This is a genomic window from Bradyrhizobium sp. LLZ17, assembly GCF_041200145.1.
In the GTDB taxonomy this organism is placed as follows: domain Bacteria; phylum Pseudomonadota; class Alphaproteobacteria; order Rhizobiales; family Xanthobacteraceae; genus Bradyrhizobium.
Genome location: NZ_CP165734.1, coordinates 2,516,935 through 2,532,122 on the forward strand (window position 1 = coordinate 2,516,935; position 15,188 = coordinate 2,532,122).

The following is a 15,188-nucleotide window of genomic DNA, read 5'->3' on the forward strand; positions in this document are numbered from 1 at the left end:
TCGTGATCAGCCTCGAGGGAAGGCAGTGTGCCGCTTTGCTAGCCGGGCGGTTCCAGTCGGGTCGCGAAGGCGCTCAGTGCTGGACGGCGCCCGGCAGCCCGTACGCCTCCATCTGGGCCTGGACCTGCGCGATGTTGTGGCCAAGCACGACGATGTCGTGGGTCTTGCCGCCGACGTCCCGCACGTGGTCCCGCAGCAGCGCCTCCGCCTTGAAGCCAAGGCTCTCGAACAGCGCGATCGCTGCCTGCTGGTCGACGGTCATCTGGACCGAGAGCTTTTCGAGGCCGGCCCCGAGCGCAAGCGCAAAGGTCTCTTGCGACAGCGCCCTGCCCACTCCCTTGCCGCGGACCTCGGGCGAGACCACCATGCGGATCTCGCCGACATGGGGCGACCAGGAATGCGGATCGCGCACCAGCGTGCCGCAGCCGACGACCTTCCCGTCTTTGACCGCGAGCAGGCTCTGAATCGCGCCGCGCTCGATTTCCTTGACCCAGGCCGAGAGCACTTTTGGCTCGCTGATGTTGCGCGGCAGAAACAACAGATCATGGCTCGGCAGGCCCTGGCCGAAGGCCAGCACGGCGGCTTCGTCCGCGGGCGACATCAGGCGGATCTCGATCTCGCCGGCCTCGGTCTTGACGCGACGTGGGTAGGCTCGCTGTTCACTCATGTCGATCTTGTCCCCAGCCAGGAATCCAGTTTCGGCCACAGCCGCTTCACCGCGTTGGCGCCGGCGACGAGGGAGACGTGACCGCCCTTGAGCATCACCTCTTCCTTGTCCTCGGATCCGATCTTCGCGATCAGATGTTTTGCCGCGTCATAAGGCACGATGTGATCATGTTCGGCGACGGCGTGCAGGAACGGCACCTTGATGTTCTCGAGCTTCGCCGCGCGGCCGCCGACCGACATGGTGTCGTTGAACAGCTTGTTGTCCCACATCAGGTCTTTGGTGATGGTACGGAAATATTCGCCCGCGAGCGGCAGCGTGTCGGTCGCCCAGCGATCGAACATACGATACGACTTCACGAATTCGTCGTTCCAGATGTTCTCCCAGAGCTGGATCTGGCTCACGGTGCGCGAGGCGGGGCGCAGCATCTCGAACGACGACAGGATCATCTCCGGCGGCACGTTACCGACGCTGTCGACGAGGCGGTCGACATCGAAATAGCGGCGGTCGGAGAAATTTGAGAACAGCTTCATCTCGCGGAAATCGATCGGCGTGGTGAAGCAGATCAAGTTCTTCATAGGCCCGTCCGGGACGATCGAGCCGTAGAGCAGCGACAGCACGCCGCCGAAGCAATAGCCGATGACGGAGACGTCCTGCTCGCCGGAATCCTGCTGTACGCGGCGGATGCAATCCGGGATGAAGTCGAGAACGTAGTCCTCCATCCGCAGGCTCTTTTCCTCCGGCCGAGGCGCGCTCCAGTCGAGCATGTAGACGTCGTAGCCGCGCTTCAGCAGGAACTCGATGAAGCTCTGGCCGGGCACAAGATCGAGGATGTAGCCGCGATTGGTGGTCGCCATCACGACCAGGACGGGCACGCGATAGATCTCGTCGGACATCGGCCGATAGTGATAAAGGCTCATCGTGCCGCGCGAATGCAGGACGTCTTTCGGCGTCGAGCCGAGCGCGGGACCGGAGGTCGAGAAATATTCGACGCCCTTGATGCTGCGCTGGATCGCGCGCTGCACCTCGGACTGGATGCGCTCCGGAATGCTCGCGAGATCGAGTCCCGTCGGCGCGTTCATTTTTGCTCTCCGCCTTCGGAGGGCGGACGCTTGGTGCGCGGCGGCCGCGGCGCCCCACCGATCTGCGCGTCGCCCGAGTTGGACGACATCTGGCTCAGCATCGACTTGATCTCGCCAATCTGGCCTTCGATCGCTTGCAGCCGCTCGGCGATCCCGGTCATCTGCTCGCGGCTCGGCAGATTCATCGAGAGCAGGTACTTCTCCATGAGATCGCCGAACTGCTTCTGAGCACCTGCAGCAACGCCGCCCGCGCGATTCACGGCCTGCGAGAACTCGGGTGTCTCCATCGCCTTGGTGGCGAAGGAGTTGAAGCCCTTTTCCATCTCGCCAACCATCTTTTGCCACAAGGCGACCGGATCGGTGATCTCGTCGGCCATCAGAATCCTCCGGATGTGGAGGGCATGTGCCCTGCTTTTTCGGTCATACCACACCGTTGCGAGGTGCCGGTCAACCGGCAAGCGACAGCTGTGGCGAACACGGCTTCTTCGCGCGAGGAAACCATGCGATACAGCGGAGATCGAGAACTCGAGGGAACGCGCCCGTGACCGCCTCCGCCCATCAACCGCCACAGACCGTCCGCGCCAACGGCATCGATATCTGCTACGAGATCTTCGGCAACGACCACGCCGAGCCGCTGCTGCTGATCATGGGGCTCGGGGCGCAGATGATCCACTGGGACGATGGTTTCTGCGAGCAGCTCGCCGCGAGCGGCTTTCGCGTGATCCGTTTCGACAATCGCGACATCGGCAAGTCCAGCCATTTGAGCGGCGGCAAGCGCCTGACGCCGCTGGAGCTCTTGAAGCTGCGCTTCCTCAGGATTCCCGTGGCCGCGACCTACAAGCTGATCGACATGGCGAGGGACACCGTCGGCCTGATGGATGCGCTGGGCATCCAGTCGGCGCATCTGGTCGGTGCCTCCATGGGCGGCATGATCGCGCAGGAGGTGACGCTCTCGTTTCCCGAGCGCGTGCGCTCGCTGACCTCGATCATGTCGACGACCGGAAATCCGCGCGTGCCGCCGCCGACCCGCGAGGCCGCCGCGATGCTGATGGCGCCGCCGCCGCGCAGCAAGGAAGAGTTCATCGTCCGCTACGGTGAGACATGGAAGGTGTTGCGCGTGGGTTCGTTTCCGGAGGAGGAAGCGCTCGATCCCGGCCGCGCCGAACGCGTGTTTGCCCGCGGGCTCAATCCGGCCGGCGTCGGTCGCCAACTCCGCGCCGTGCTCGCCTCCGGCAGCCGCAAGGAACGGCTGCACAGCGTCAAGACGCCGACGCTGGTGATCCACGGCACGGTCGATCCGCTGGTGCGGCCGGAGGGCGGCCAGGACACGGCGGCTTCGGTCCCAGGCGCAAAGCTGTTGATGATCGAAGGCATGGGCCATGCGCTACCGGCGCGGTTCTGGCCTGAGATCATCGACGCCATCGACAAGCACGCGCATGGTGCGGCGGCGCAGGCGGCGTAGCCGATCCGAAAAATCCTGCAAACGACAACACCAGTTCGTAGGGTGGGCAAAGGCGCGCTCTTTGCGCGCCGTGCCCACCATCGATCCGCGACAACGATAAAAATGGTGGGCACGCTTCCGCCTTCGCTCTGCGAGCTACGGCGGACAAGTCGCTTTGGTTTGTCCACCCTACAAGAGCGACGCAGGCGGCTAGCTCTTCTTCGCGATCCAGATCACATGGCGCGCGCCACCACCTCTGCCGGTGGCGCGGATGTTGACTTCATTGACGTCCAAACCTGCGCTGCCAAGGCGCTTGGTGAATGCCGGGTTGGGTCCCGAAGACCAGACGGCGAGCACGCCTCCCGGCCGTAGCGCCGCCTTCGCCGCCTTCAACCCACTCGCATCGTAGAGCGCATCGTTACCCTTCCGGGTCAGCCCTTCCGGTCCGTTGTCGACGTCGAGGAGAATGGCGTCGAAAGCCGATCGATGCGCACGGATGATTTCGCCAACGTCGGTTTCCTGGATGCTCACCCTGGCATCATCGAGGCTGTCGCCAAAGACTTGCGCCATCGGCCCGCGCGCCCAGGTGACCACCGCCGGCACAAGTTCGGAGACCACAATCTTCGCCTTGTTTCCAAGCACGGTAAGCGCCGCACGTAGCGTGAAGCCCATGCCCAACCCGCCGATGAGGACGGCCGGCTTTGCGACCTGTTCGATCTGCTTCGCCGCAAGCGTCGCAAGGGCGGCCTCCGAGCCCGACAGACGGCTGTTCATCAGCTCGTTGCTGCCGAGCTTGATGGAAAACTCCTTGCCTCGCCGCATCAGGCGAAGCTCTTCATCGGAGCCGGGGATTTTGGCGGTATCGAGTTTTTCCCAGGGAATCATCCGAGAGCTTTAGCACGATTTGCTTCGTAGCCCGGATGGAGCGACGCGCAATCCGGGAAGCGCTCGCGTGACGAAAGATCGCCCCGGATTGCGCTGCGCTCCATCCGGGCTACAAGCCGGGCTACCCACCCGCCCAAACGTCAAGCACATAGCGGTTCTTCGCACCGAGGTCCTCGATCCAGCGCGTGCCCGTGGCCGTATCGCCGCCGCTCCTCTCGCGATGGATGGCGACGAGCGCGGCCTTCACGTCCGGCTCCATCTTGCCGCCGTCGCCGCAGACATAGACGATGGCGCCCTGCTCGATCAGCGGCCAGACCTTGTCCTTTTGCGCGGCAAGGAGATGTTGCACATAGGTCTTCGGTTCATCGGCGCGCGAGAACGCGGTGAAGAGTTCAGTCACACCATCTGCCGCCAGTGCTTTCAGCTCGTCGGCATAGAGATAGTCCTGCTCAGGATGGCGGCAGCCGAAGAACAACATCGCGGGACCAAGGGTGGCTCCCTTCCCTTTGCGCGCGGCGCGCTCCTGGAGGAAGCCGCGGAACGGCGCAAGTCCCGTGCCCGGGCCGATCATGATGATCGGCACCGATGAATCATCCGGCAGACAGAAGCCGGCCTTGGTCTCGCGCACTATGGCGTAGATCGTTTCGCCCGTACGGCGCTCGCTGAGATAATTCGAACAGATGCCCTTGTAGAGGCCGCGGCCGGACGCAGCCGGGCCGCCGACCACGCCGACGGTGATGCTGCAGCGGCTGGCATCGAGCAATGGCGAGGACGAAATCGAGTAGTAGCGCGGAGCGAGCAGGGAAAGCATTTCGAGATAGGCGTGGAACGGCAGCTCGCAGGCCGGATGTTCCGTGAGCAGATCGAACACCGATTTGCGCCTGGTCAAGATCTCGGCGCGATAGCGCTCGCCGGCGTCGGCTTCATCGCCGAGAAAGGCGAGCAGCTTCGGCTTGGTCACCGGACAGCGCGTATGCTCCGACATGATCTGGATATGCTTGCGCGTCGCGACCTGCTGCAGCTCGACGAAATCAGTCAGAAGCTGTCCCACCGACACACTGTCCCCGACCGGCAATTGCGCGCGGCGTCCCTCGGCGACCTGCAATCTGATCTGGTCGGCCGGCAGGAAACCGAAGCGTCGCGCCACCGCATCGACGAGCGCCGGGTCGTTGCGCGGCACCACGCTGAGATGATCGCCGACGCGGTAGCTCACGCCTTGCGGCAACTGCACCTCGATGTGGCGCGTGGAACGCTCCGACGGATTTGGCCCGCTCTTGTTCTGAAGCTCCTCATTGACGAGCAGCTTCATCGCGACGACCCCACCGAGCGCTGCGATCGCATTGACCGCACCCGGCGCCACCGGCTCGACCTTGTAAAGCGGTTGGTCATCGGCGCCGCGGCTGAAGTCCGAGGTAAGGCCCCATTCCTTCATGGCCGCAGGGGCGGCAGCCGCGAACCATTTTTCGAACTGGCCGTCGAGATCGCTCCGCGCATCGCCCTCGCCCCGCGCGTAGAGACTGCGCGCACCACGGGCTGCGAGTTGGTCGTCGATGAAGCGCGGCACCGACTGATAGGTCGCGGCCCAATCGCTGTTGCCGCAGCCGAACACGGCGTAGCGCACCTTCGTCAGCGCTTGCTCTGATGCGTCGCCATGCAGCCATTTGACGAACTCGGTGGCGTTGTCCGGCGGTGCGCCGTTATAGGAGGCACAGAAGATCAGAACGCCGCCCTGTTCCGGCAGTTTGCCGGCATAATCGTCGAGCGCCGCGAACTTGGTCGCAAAGCCGTTGACTTCGGCAAGATCGGCGACCCGGGTCGCGAGCTCTTCCGCCGTGCCGAGATTGGAACCGTACAGCACGAGCAGCGGCGTGTTGTGCCCGGGGCGCGCGGCGACACGCGGCGCGGCGGTGCCGGCGCCCGCCGGCGCCACGGCAGGTCCACCATAGGCGCCGCGCTCGCGCTCGGCGCGCGGCCGCACCTTGAGCTTGAAGCCTTCCGGCTTCATCGTCAGGGTTTCCTTCAAGTGCATCTGATAGCGCTGATGGTCGACCAGCCTGAAGCGCTGCAGGATCATGCCGAGCGCAAGCGCCGCCTCGTGCATCGCGAAGCCACGGCCGATACACGCGCGCTGGCCGTTGCCGAACGGCTTCCAGGCATTGACCGGCCGCTTGGCCTCCGCTTCCTTGCTGAAGTTCTCGGGATCGAAAGCATCGGGATTGGGCCCCCAGACGCTGGGGTCGCGATGCAGCGCCGTCACCAAAATCGTGACGAACGTGCCTTTCCTGAGTTTGTACTTGCCGCCGCCGATGGTCTCGTCCTTCAGCGGCGAGATGCCGTAGGCCGGCGCCGGCGGCCACAGCCGCAGCGCCTCTTTCAGGATCTGCGTGATGTAGGTGAGCTGCGTCACCTGCTGGTAGGTCGGCCTGACGTCGACGTCGGGTCCGAACACGCGGTCGACCTCGTCATAGGCCTTCTTGAGGATGTCCGGGTGCTTCAGCAGCGCATACAGCGTACAGGACAACAAGCCGCTGGTGGTCTCGTGGCCCGCGATCAGGAAGGTGTTGATCTGGTAACGGATGTTGACGTCGTCGAGCTGATCGCCGGTCGAGCGGTCGACGCCGGTCATCATCGCGGCCAGCATGTCTTTCTTGTCGTCGACGGCCTCTGCGCCTTTGCGGCGTTCGGCGATGATCTCGTCGACCATCCGGTTCATGAAATCGACGTCCTCGCTCATCGTCCTGCGCCGCTTCTGCATCCAGAGCTGCTCGAACGGCAGGCCGCGGGTCATCATGATGGTTTCGAGCGAGCGCACCAGCGACTCGACAAAAGGGTGATAGTCGCGCCGGTAGAACGAGTTGAAGCGGTAGTCGAACCCGCAGAGGCCGATCGTGTCCAACGTCAGCGCCGTCATGTCGTGAACGACGTCGATCTCGTCGTCGGCATTGAGCCTGCTCCATTTCTGGACCAGCTGCTCGGCGATATCGACCATGCTCGGGTGGTAGGACTGCATGGCGCGGTTGCCGAAGGGCTGCAGCAGGATGTTGTGTGCCTTGCTCCAGTTCGGCTCCTTGGTGTCGGCCGTGAACAGGCCGTCGCCACCGACCGCCCGCACCCGCCGCAATGCCCCGCGCACCGCCTTGTCGAAACGCTTCTCGTCGGAAAGCTCGTCGACGAGATCGTGGCCGGAGACGACAACGATCGGCGAGCCCATCATGTCGAGCCAGAAGATCGGGCCGAGCTCCTTGGCAAGCCGGGTCAGATGCTGAACGGGAGCCGCCGAATCCAGCGACAGCATGTTGCCGACCACCGGCTTGGTCGGCGGCTGCGGGATCGGATCCAGTCGGTTCTTGGATGACATCGAAATGTAGTCCCCCTGCCTCAATGTCGTCATTGCGAGCGAAGCGAAGCAATCCAGAAATATATCCGCGGAGGCAGACTGGATTGCTTCGTCGCTTCGCTCCTCGCAATGACGAGTTCGCAATGACGAGCCCTAGCCAAACCGCCTTCTACGCCATTCGATCAGCTTGGCGCTGACCTCTTCCGGCTTCTCCTGCTGCGTCCAATGGCCGCTGTCCCTGACCAGGTACTTCTCCAGATCGGGCACGAGCTTCTCCATGCCGTCGGCTGCCGACGGCGGCAGCACCGCGTCGTTCTCGGCCATGATCATCAATGACGGCACGTGGACGTGATGGTCCTGTCCCTTCGTGCGCTCCCAGTTGCGGGTGAAGTTGCGGTACCAATTGATGCCGCCCGTGAAGCCGGTCCTCGTGAAGGTATCGACGAATACATTCTTCTCTTCGGCTGACAGGATCGGCGTGCGCGGATCGACTTTGGCGTCGTAGGCCGCCACCATCTGCGGAAAAGCCAGGTTGGTCTTCGACGAGGCGCCGACGCCCGCAACCGGCGCCTCGGAGGGCTTCGCCTCCGGCCGCGACAACGGTTTGCGCATGAACGCATCAAAGGTCTGCTCGACGCGGCTGCCGAAAATCCGATCGGGCTCCCGCGCAGGATCCTGGAATTGGACGATATACATCTGGTCGCCGAAGCGCTGGCGGAACAGCGCGATCGGATCCATCGGGGCGCGATCCCAATGCGGGGTGTTGACGCCGACCACGCCCGCAACGCGCGTGGGGTGCCGCAGCGGCATTTGCCAGACGACGAAGCCGCCCCAGTCGTGGCCGACGAAGATTGCCTTGTCGATCCCGAGATGATCGAGCAGACCGACGAGATCGGAGGTCAGGTGCTCCATGTCATAGGCCTCGACCGGCTCGGGCCGGTCGGTCGCGCCATAGCCGCGCTGATCCGGCGCGACCACGCGGATGCCGGCCTCGCTCAGCGCCTTGAGCTGGTGACGCCAGGAGAAGGCGAGCTCCGGCCAGCCGTGACACAGCACCATCGGCGGCTTGTCCGTGACCGGGCCCGCCTCGTAATAGCCCATGCGGATTCCGTTCGTCTGCGCGAACTTGAGCGGCGGCATTTCAATCATCATGAATTTCCTACTCGGCGGCGCCCTTGATCTCGGCCGCCGGCGGCGCATAGGCCGCCTCCAGCGCGGCGAACTCCTCCGGCAGCATGTCGCACATCACCTGCACATGCGGAATGATGTTGGCGCCGACGATGAAGCCAAAATCGAGCTGGTCGCGGTAGCTCTGCACGGTGATGTTGAGCGCCTGCCCGTGCGTCGAGATCGACACCGGGAATATGTGCAGCAGCTCGGCGCCGGCCGCATAAAGCGTCTGCCGCGGTCCCGGCACATTGGACACCGTGATGTTCGCAGCCGGCGGCAGCACGTCCGACAGGTCGGAGCGGCTGTAGAGCAGCGCCAGGATCTGGACGATGATCGGCGCGCCCAGCATCGAGATGTTGGACACCTGCGGCATCAGTGCGCGCAGCGGATGCGACATCTCCTTGGACTTGGTCGATTGCGCGATGATGGCTTCGAGCCGCGCTTTGGGGTCGTCGATGTTGGTCGCGATCGAGCAGATCATGCCGAACACCTGGTTGTTGGCCTCGGTGTTGCCCTCCTCGCGCAGCGAGATCGGCACGGCCGCGGTCAGCGATTTCGCGGGAAGCGTGCCGTACTGCTGAAGGTAGCGGCGGACCACGCCGGAGGCGAGCGCCAGCACCACGTCGTTGAGCTTGCCGCCGGCCTGCTTGGCCAGCGCCTTCGCCCGCGACAGCGAGATCGAGACGCCGGCAAAGCTGCGCTCCGAGGAAATGGACTTGTTGAGCATGGTCGGCGGCGACACCATGCTGGCGAGGCTCTCGCGCGACCTCGGATCGGAGATCTTGCCGAGCACGTCGGAGACGCTCTTGACCATGGTCGGGATGTTGCCGGCAAAGCGCACCGCACTCTCGATCTGGTACATCGCATTGTCGAACAGGATCGAACCGATGTCGCTCTTGCCGGTGCGCGGCAGTTGCAGATTCCTGGCGGCGGTCGAGGCGTCAAGCGGCTGGGTGAAGAGCTGCTGATAGGAATCGAGCAGGTTGGCGGCGATGTCGCGCGGCTCCTGTCCCGGCTTCGCGCCGGCCGCCGGCGGATCGACCTTCCGCGGGATCGGCGAGATGTCGTAGATCATGTTGGTCAGCGCTGCACCGGCGCCGCCGTCGATGGCGGCATGGTGCATCTTGGAGTAGAGCCCGACCTCGTTGTCCTTCATGCCCTCGAACACATAGAACTCCCAGAGCGGGCGCGCCCGGTTCAGGAGCTTGGCGTGCATCCAGCCGACGATGCGCTCGAGCGTGGCGCGGTCGCGCGGCGCCGGCAGGCTGGCGCGGAAGATGTGACGGTCGATATCGAACTGGTCGTCCTCGACCCAGGAGGGATGGTCGATGTCGAGCGGCGCCTTCTCCAGCCGCGCCTTCAGGATCGGCGCGATATGCAGGCGCGAGACGATCATCGCCTTGAAGTCTTCGAAGAAATCGCCCTTGTAATCGTCGGGCAGGCGAAAGATCGCCATGCTGCCGACATGCATCGGCATTTCCGGCGTTTCCAGATAGAGAAATGACGCGTCCAGCGACGACAGCTTCTTACCGTCAGCCATAGTTCCCTCCCGAGAATTTTGACGGGCGCCTTATTTGGCGCTTCTCGTCAGGTCGATACTGCCCGTTCCGGCGGGGCATATGCAATGGCAAACGGCCCTCCCCGGTCAAACGGCCAGAACTCTCCCCTCCGGTTGCGCCAGGCGGTCGGCCACGGCCCAAAGCGCGGCGGGGTTGACCCCGAGCCCGATATGGCTCGCCAGGTGCACCTCGATGTTCTCGGCGCGGTCGGATGGACGCAACAGACAGGTCCGCCAGTTCACGATGCCGTCGGCGCGCGAATAGATCGACGTCGCCGGCACCGGAAGATCGCCGGCGATGGCCTCGCGCAGCTCGGCGAAATCCTCGACACGCTCGCCGGACATCATCTCGTAGAGCACCGTCGCATTGGTCGCCCGCACATCATTGGCAAAAGGGCTGCCAAGCGTGATGACATTGCGGACCATCTCTGGCGCTTCAAGCGCGAGATGGCGGGCATAGAGGCCGCCGAGGCTCCATCCGACCAGGCTGACCTTGCGTCCGCTCGCGGCATGGATTTCGGCGAGGCGGGCGCGCAACCCTTGCCGCATCCGCGCCATGCCGCCGAGATTGCGGCCCATCCGCAAGGCATGCGCATCATAGCCGAGTTCGCTGAGATAGCGCCGCATCGGCGCCATCGACAGATCGCTGGCAAGAAACCCCGGCAGCGCCAGCACCGGATGGCCGTCGCCCCTCGGCGCACGCATCAGCACTGGCGACAGCAACAGGCTGAGGTTGAGTTCGAACAGGCTGCGCGCTTCGGCAAGCAGCAGACCAAGCCCCGGCGGACGAAGCCGGTCTGAATCCTGCGGCTGGGGCCGCATTATTTCTTCTTGTCGCCGCTGCGCGGGGTGCCGAGACCGGCCATGGTGACGAACATGTCCTGAAACCGCTCGGCGATCTTGGGATCGAAGGTGAACCAGCTCTGGATCAGCGATTCCGGCGAGACCTTGTCGATGTTGCTCAACACCTGCTGCTGCAGCTTTTCCATCACAGCAACCTGCATCGGCGACACATCCGGCAATCCGATGAACTGGCGGGCTTCGAGAGGGGTGCAGTCGATTTCGATGTTAACTTTCATGTCCCCTCCAGATGAGATTCGAGCGGCGTAGCACAGTATCGCCGCGAGTTGTGGTGCGACGCAAGCGACCTGAGGCGGGTGGCGGGCGCGGGCTTGCGCAATCGGCGGATATGGTCAATCAAAAGTCGAATGCCGCCTCGGTCCACCCGGATTGCCGCCCTGGATTGCTGCAAAGCGGCGCAACTTGGCGCGTTCCTTGCTGGAATGGCGCTTGCACGGGTCGAGAACTCTGGGCAACATGGATCGATCAGCCCCGCCGAACAATCAAAAATCACGGTGCGGGCAGTGGAGAGGGTCAAGAATGTCAGTCGGACGAAGTTTGTTTGCGGCGACGCTCGCCGGTGCGCTTGCGTTGGCGGTTTCGCCGGCGTCGAGCCAGACGCTGCGTTATGCCAACCAGGGTGAGCTGAAATCGCTCGACCCCTACACGCTGAACGAGTCGACCACCAGTGCGCATCTCGGTCACGTCTATGAGGGCCTGGTTGCCCGCGGCAAGGACCTGAAGATCATCCCGGCGCTCGCCGAAAGCTGGGAGACGCCGGAGCCGACGCGCTGGCGCTTTCACCTCCGCAAGGGCGTGACATTCCACAACGGCGACCCCTTCACCGCTGACGACGTGGTGTTCTCGGCCGATCGCGTGCGAGCGAAAGGCTCGAATTTCCAGAGCCGCGTTCCCGCCGATGCCAAGGCCGTCAAGGTCGACGATTACACCGTCGATTTCATCCTGACCTCGCCCAATCCCATCCTGACGGCGCTGTGGGCGACCTGGTACATCATGGACAAGAAGTGGGCAGAGGCGAACGATGCGGTGGCGCCGACGCCGGCAGCCGCCACGACCCCCAGCTACGCCTCGCTCCATGAAAACGGCACCGGTCCCTTCATGATCGAGAGCCATCAGCCGGGCGTGAAGACCGTCTTCAAGGTCAACCCGAACTGGTGGCGCAAGCCGGAACATAACCTGAAGGAGATCGTGTTCACGCCGATCGCCAACCCCGCCACGCGTGTTGCGGCGCTGTTGTCCGGCGAGGTCGACGTGATCGAGCCGGTTCCGGTCCAGGACATCGATCGCGTCAAAGCGAGCCCGAACGCCACCGTGCTGACGGGACCTGAGCTCCGCACCATCTTCGTCGGCATGGATCAGTCGCGCGACGAGCTGTTGTATTCCAACGTCAAGGGCAAGAACCCGTTCAAGGACGTTCGCGTCCGCGAAGCCGTCTACCGGGCGATCGACATCGACCTGATCAAGAATCGCGTCATGCGCGGGCTCTCCACGCCGTCCGCGCTGATGGTTGCGCCGGAGATCTTTCCGCTGTCGAAGGACTTCACCCGGCCTAAGCTCGATCCCGAAGCCGCCAAGAAGCTCCTGGCGGACGCCGGCTATCCTGATGGTTTCGAGGTGACGATGGACTGCCCGAACGATCGCTACGTCAATGACGCAGCGATCTGTCAGGCGATCGTCGGCATGCTCGCCCGCATCAACATCAAGGTTGATCTGCTGGCGCAGCCGAAGGCCCAGTATTTCGCCAAGGTGCTCAAGCCCGGCGGCTACAAGACCTCGCTGTTCATGCTGGGCTGGACCCCGGATACGCTCGACTCGCACAACGTGCTGCACGACATCATGGGCTGCCGCGACGATCCCAAGGATCCCAACCGCGGCGAAGCCAATCTCGCCGGTTATTGCAACAAGCAGTTCGACGAAATCGCCGACAAGGTCCTCGTCGAATCCGACCAGACCAAGCGCGATCTCCTGATCAAGCAGGCGTTCGAGATCTCGATGAAGGACTGGGCCTATGTCCCGCTGCACCAGCAGGCGCTCGCCTGGGGCGTTTCCAAGAAGGTCAAGCTGACCCAGCGTGCCGACAACATGGTGATGTTGTACTGGGCGACCAAGCAGGACGAATAGGCGCCGACCAGTTGTGAAGTCCCGGAAGCCAATACTACCAAGACATGGCTTCCGGGACTTGCTGTTTCGGGCTAACGCAATGATGCGTGCCCCTGAAGATATGTGAAAGGAACAGATGCTCGCTTTCACACTGCGCCGAGCCATCCAGGCCATTGGCGTCATGATTGCGGTCGGGATCATCTCCTTCTCGATGTTCCGCTTCGCCGGCGATCCCGTGAATCAGATGGTCGGGATGGATACGTCGGGCGCCGAACGCGCCGCGATCCGCAAATCGCTGGGCCTCGACGATCCCGTGATCGTGCAGTTCGGCCGCTATATCGGCAACGCCGCGCAGTTCAAGTTCGGCGTGTCCTACCAGTTCCGCCTGCCCGTCGCCAATCTGCTGATGGAGCGGATGCCCGCGACACTGGAGCTCGCGATCTGCGCTACCATCTTCGCGATGCTCTGCGGCATCCTGATGGGAGTTTATTCGGCGCTCCGCCGCGACTCCTGGCTCACGCACATATTCCAGGCGGTCTCGCTGGTCGGCATCTCGCTGCCGACCTTCCTGATCGGCATTCTCATGATCTACCTGTTCTCGGTGACCCTCGGCTGGCTGCCCTCGTTCGGGCGCGGCGACGTCGTTCATATCGGCTGGTGGACGACGGGTCTGCTGACGCTGTCGGGACTGAAGGCGCTGATCATGCCCTCGATCACGCTGGGCCTGTTCCAGATGACGCTGATCATGCGACTGGTCCGCACCGAGATGCTCGAAGTCATGCGCACCGACTACATCCGCTTTGCCCGTGCCCGGGGCCTCACCACCCGCGCCATCCATTACGGTCATGCGCTGCGCAACACGCTGATCCCCGTCATCACGGTGGCCGGCCTGCAATTTGGCTCGGTAATTGCATTCGCAATCATCACCGAGACCGTGTTCCAGTGGCCCGGCATGGGGCTGCTGTTCGTGCAGGCCGTGCAGAATGTCGATATCCCGATCATGGCCGCCTATCTGATGATGGTGTCGCTGATCTTCGTCACCATCAATCTCGTGGTTGATATCCTCTACACCATCGTCGATCCGCGGCTGCGCTCGACGATCAGCCGGGCACATTGAATGAGCGAAGCCGTCGTCCCGCACAAGGTCGAAGAACGCGGCTCGCGCGCCGCCGCGCCGGGCTGGTTCAAACGCGCGCTCGACAGCGACCTGTTCTATTCATTCCGCCGCTCCAAGATCACCATGGTCGCGGCGGCGGTGACGCTGCTGTTCTTCCTGATCGCGATCTTTGCCCCCGTGTTCTCGGTGCAAAATCCGTTCGACCCGGCGCAGCTCCAGCTGATGAATTCGCGAATCTCGCCGCTCTGGACCGCGGATGGTCAAAGCCCGTTCCTGCTCGGCACCGACGAACAGGGTCGCGACGTGCTGTCCGCGATTCTCTACGGCTTACGCATCTCGCTGCTCGTCGGCGTGCTCGGCGTCGTCTTTTCCGGCGCGATCGGCATCCTGCTCGGGCTGACGGCCGGCTATTTCGGCGGGGCCGTCGACGGGCTGATCATGCGCATCGCCGACGTGCAGCTTTCATTTCCGGCGATCCTGATCGCGCTCCTGATCAACGGCATCGCCAAATCGGTTTTCGGCAACAAGCTCGACGAGATGAGCATGCTGGCCGTCCTGGTCTTCGCGATCGGGTTGAGCTTTTGGGTGCAATACGCCCGCACGGTGCGCGGCTCCGTCATGGTCGAGAAGAACAAGGACTATGTCGCCGCCGCCCAACTCATTGGCCTGCCCGCCCCCGTGATCATGCTGCGGCACGTGCTGCCGAACACGATGGGGCCGATTCTCGTGATCGCCACCATCAATCTCGCGCTCGCCATCATCACCGAGGCGACATTGTCGTTCCTCGGTTCGGGCATGCCGGAGACCATGCCGTCGCTGGGCACGCTGATCCGCATCGGCAACAATTATCTGTTCGCGGGCGAATGGTGGATCGTCGCCTTCCCCGGATCTGCACTCGCAGCGCTGATCCTGTCGATCAATCTGCTCGGCGACTGGCTGCGCGACGCGCTCAATCCAAAGCTCCGATGAGTAT

12 protein-coding genes and 1 pseudogene are annotated in these 15,188 nt (G+C 63.5%); 4 read left to right on the top strand and 9 right to left on the bottom strand.

All coding sequences use genetic code 11. The annotated features are described in order from the left end of the window. Window positions 1-73: 73 nt before the first annotated feature. Genes AB8Z38_RS12455 through AB8Z38_RS12465 form a run of 3 tightly spaced genes read right to left on the bottom strand, consistent with a single transcriptional unit; the run spans window position 74 to window position 2,123 of the window. The gene (locus tag AB8Z38_RS12455; RefSeq protein WP_369725408.1) at window positions 74-667 is read right to left on the bottom strand and encodes an N-acetyltransferase family protein; all 594 of its coding nucleotides are present in this window, start codon (window positions 665-667) and stop codon (window positions 74-76) included. Further along, on the bottom strand, window positions 664-1,746 hold the full coding sequence (locus AB8Z38_RS12460) for an alpha/beta fold hydrolase (protein ID WP_369725410.1): 1,083 nt from the start codon (window positions 1,744-1,746) through the stop codon (window positions 664-666). Before AB8Z38_RS12460 ends, AB8Z38_RS12455 begins: the two co-directional genes overlap by 4 nt. Then, window positions 1,743-2,123, bottom strand: a complete 381-nt coding sequence (locus tag AB8Z38_RS12465; RefSeq protein ID WP_369725412.1) for a hypothetical protein — start codon at window positions 2,121-2,123, stop codon at window positions 1,743-1,745. The genes AB8Z38_RS12460 and AB8Z38_RS12465 overlap by 4 nt, the downstream gene beginning before the upstream one ends. A gap of 164 nt (window positions 2,124-2,287) precedes the next feature. Here AB8Z38_RS12465 and AB8Z38_RS12470 point away from each other — a divergent pair, with 164 nt between their 5' ends. Then, complete coding sequence (locus AB8Z38_RS12470; RefSeq protein WP_369725413.1) at window positions 2,288-3,208, top strand: alpha/beta fold hydrolase; 921 nt, start codon at window positions 2,288-2,290, stop codon at window positions 3,206-3,208. A 189-nt stretch (window positions 3,209-3,397) separates the two neighbouring features. Here the strand turns inward: AB8Z38_RS12470 and AB8Z38_RS12475 are convergent, their stop codons facing one another. The 6 genes and pseudogenes from AB8Z38_RS12475 to AB8Z38_RS12500 form a co-directional block, all read right to left on the bottom strand. Further along, window positions 3,398-4,072 carry a spermidine synthase gene (locus tag AB8Z38_RS12475; RefSeq protein WP_369725415.1) on the bottom strand — a complete coding sequence of 225 codons (675 nt, stop codon included), beginning with the start codon at window positions 4,070-4,072 and terminating at the stop codon, window positions 3,398-3,400. Between the two features lie 121 nt (window positions 4,073-4,193). Beyond that, complete coding sequence (locus tag AB8Z38_RS12480) at window positions 4,194-7,430, bottom strand: bifunctional cytochrome P450/NADPH--P450 reductase (RefSeq protein ID WP_369725417.1); 3,237 nt, start codon at window positions 7,428-7,430, stop codon at window positions 4,194-4,196. A 132-nt stretch (window positions 7,431-7,562) separates the two neighbouring features. Then, the gene (locus AB8Z38_RS12485) at window positions 7,563-8,558 is read right to left on the bottom strand and encodes an alpha/beta fold hydrolase (RefSeq protein WP_369725419.1); all 996 of its coding nucleotides are present in this window, start codon (window positions 8,556-8,558) and stop codon (window positions 7,563-7,565) included. 10 nt (window positions 8,559-8,568) lie between these two features. Beyond that, on the bottom strand, window positions 8,569-10,119 hold the full coding sequence (locus AB8Z38_RS12490; RefSeq protein ID WP_369725421.1) for a wax ester/triacylglycerol synthase family O-acyltransferase: 1,551 nt from the start codon (window positions 10,117-10,119) through the stop codon (window positions 8,569-8,571). Window positions 10,120-10,166: 47 nt separating this feature from the next. Further along, window positions 10,167-10,959: pseudogene (locus AB8Z38_RS12495) on the bottom strand (esterase/lipase family protein). After that, complete coding sequence (locus AB8Z38_RS12500) at window positions 10,959-11,216, bottom strand: DUF6489 family protein (protein ID WP_369725422.1); 258 nt, start codon at window positions 11,214-11,216, stop codon at window positions 10,959-10,961. Before AB8Z38_RS12500 ends, AB8Z38_RS12495 begins: the two are co-directional and overlap by 1 nt. 301 nt (window positions 11,217-11,517) lie before the next feature. On the opposite strand from AB8Z38_RS12500, the gene AB8Z38_RS12505 reads away from it, so the two are divergent. The 3 genes from AB8Z38_RS12505 to AB8Z38_RS12515 all read left to right on the top strand — a co-directional run bounded on the left by AB8Z38_RS12505 (window position 11,518) and on the right by AB8Z38_RS12515 (window position 15,184). Beyond that, complete coding sequence (locus AB8Z38_RS12505) at window positions 11,518-13,119, top strand: ABC transporter substrate-binding protein (protein WP_369725423.1); 1,602 nt, start codon at window positions 11,518-11,520, stop codon at window positions 13,117-13,119. Window positions 13,120-13,234: 115 nt separating this feature from the next. Continuing rightward, window positions 13,235-14,215 (top strand): ABC transporter permease, encoded by a 981-nt coding sequence (locus AB8Z38_RS12510; protein WP_369725424.1) that lies wholly within the window; start codon window positions 13,235-13,237, stop codon window positions 14,213-14,215. After that, on the top strand, window positions 14,216-15,184 hold the full coding sequence (locus AB8Z38_RS12515) for an ABC transporter permease (RefSeq protein ID WP_369725426.1): 969 nt from the start codon (window positions 14,216-14,218) through the stop codon (window positions 15,182-15,184). It abuts the gene before it with no gap. Window positions 15,185-15,188: the final 4 nt, after the last annotated feature.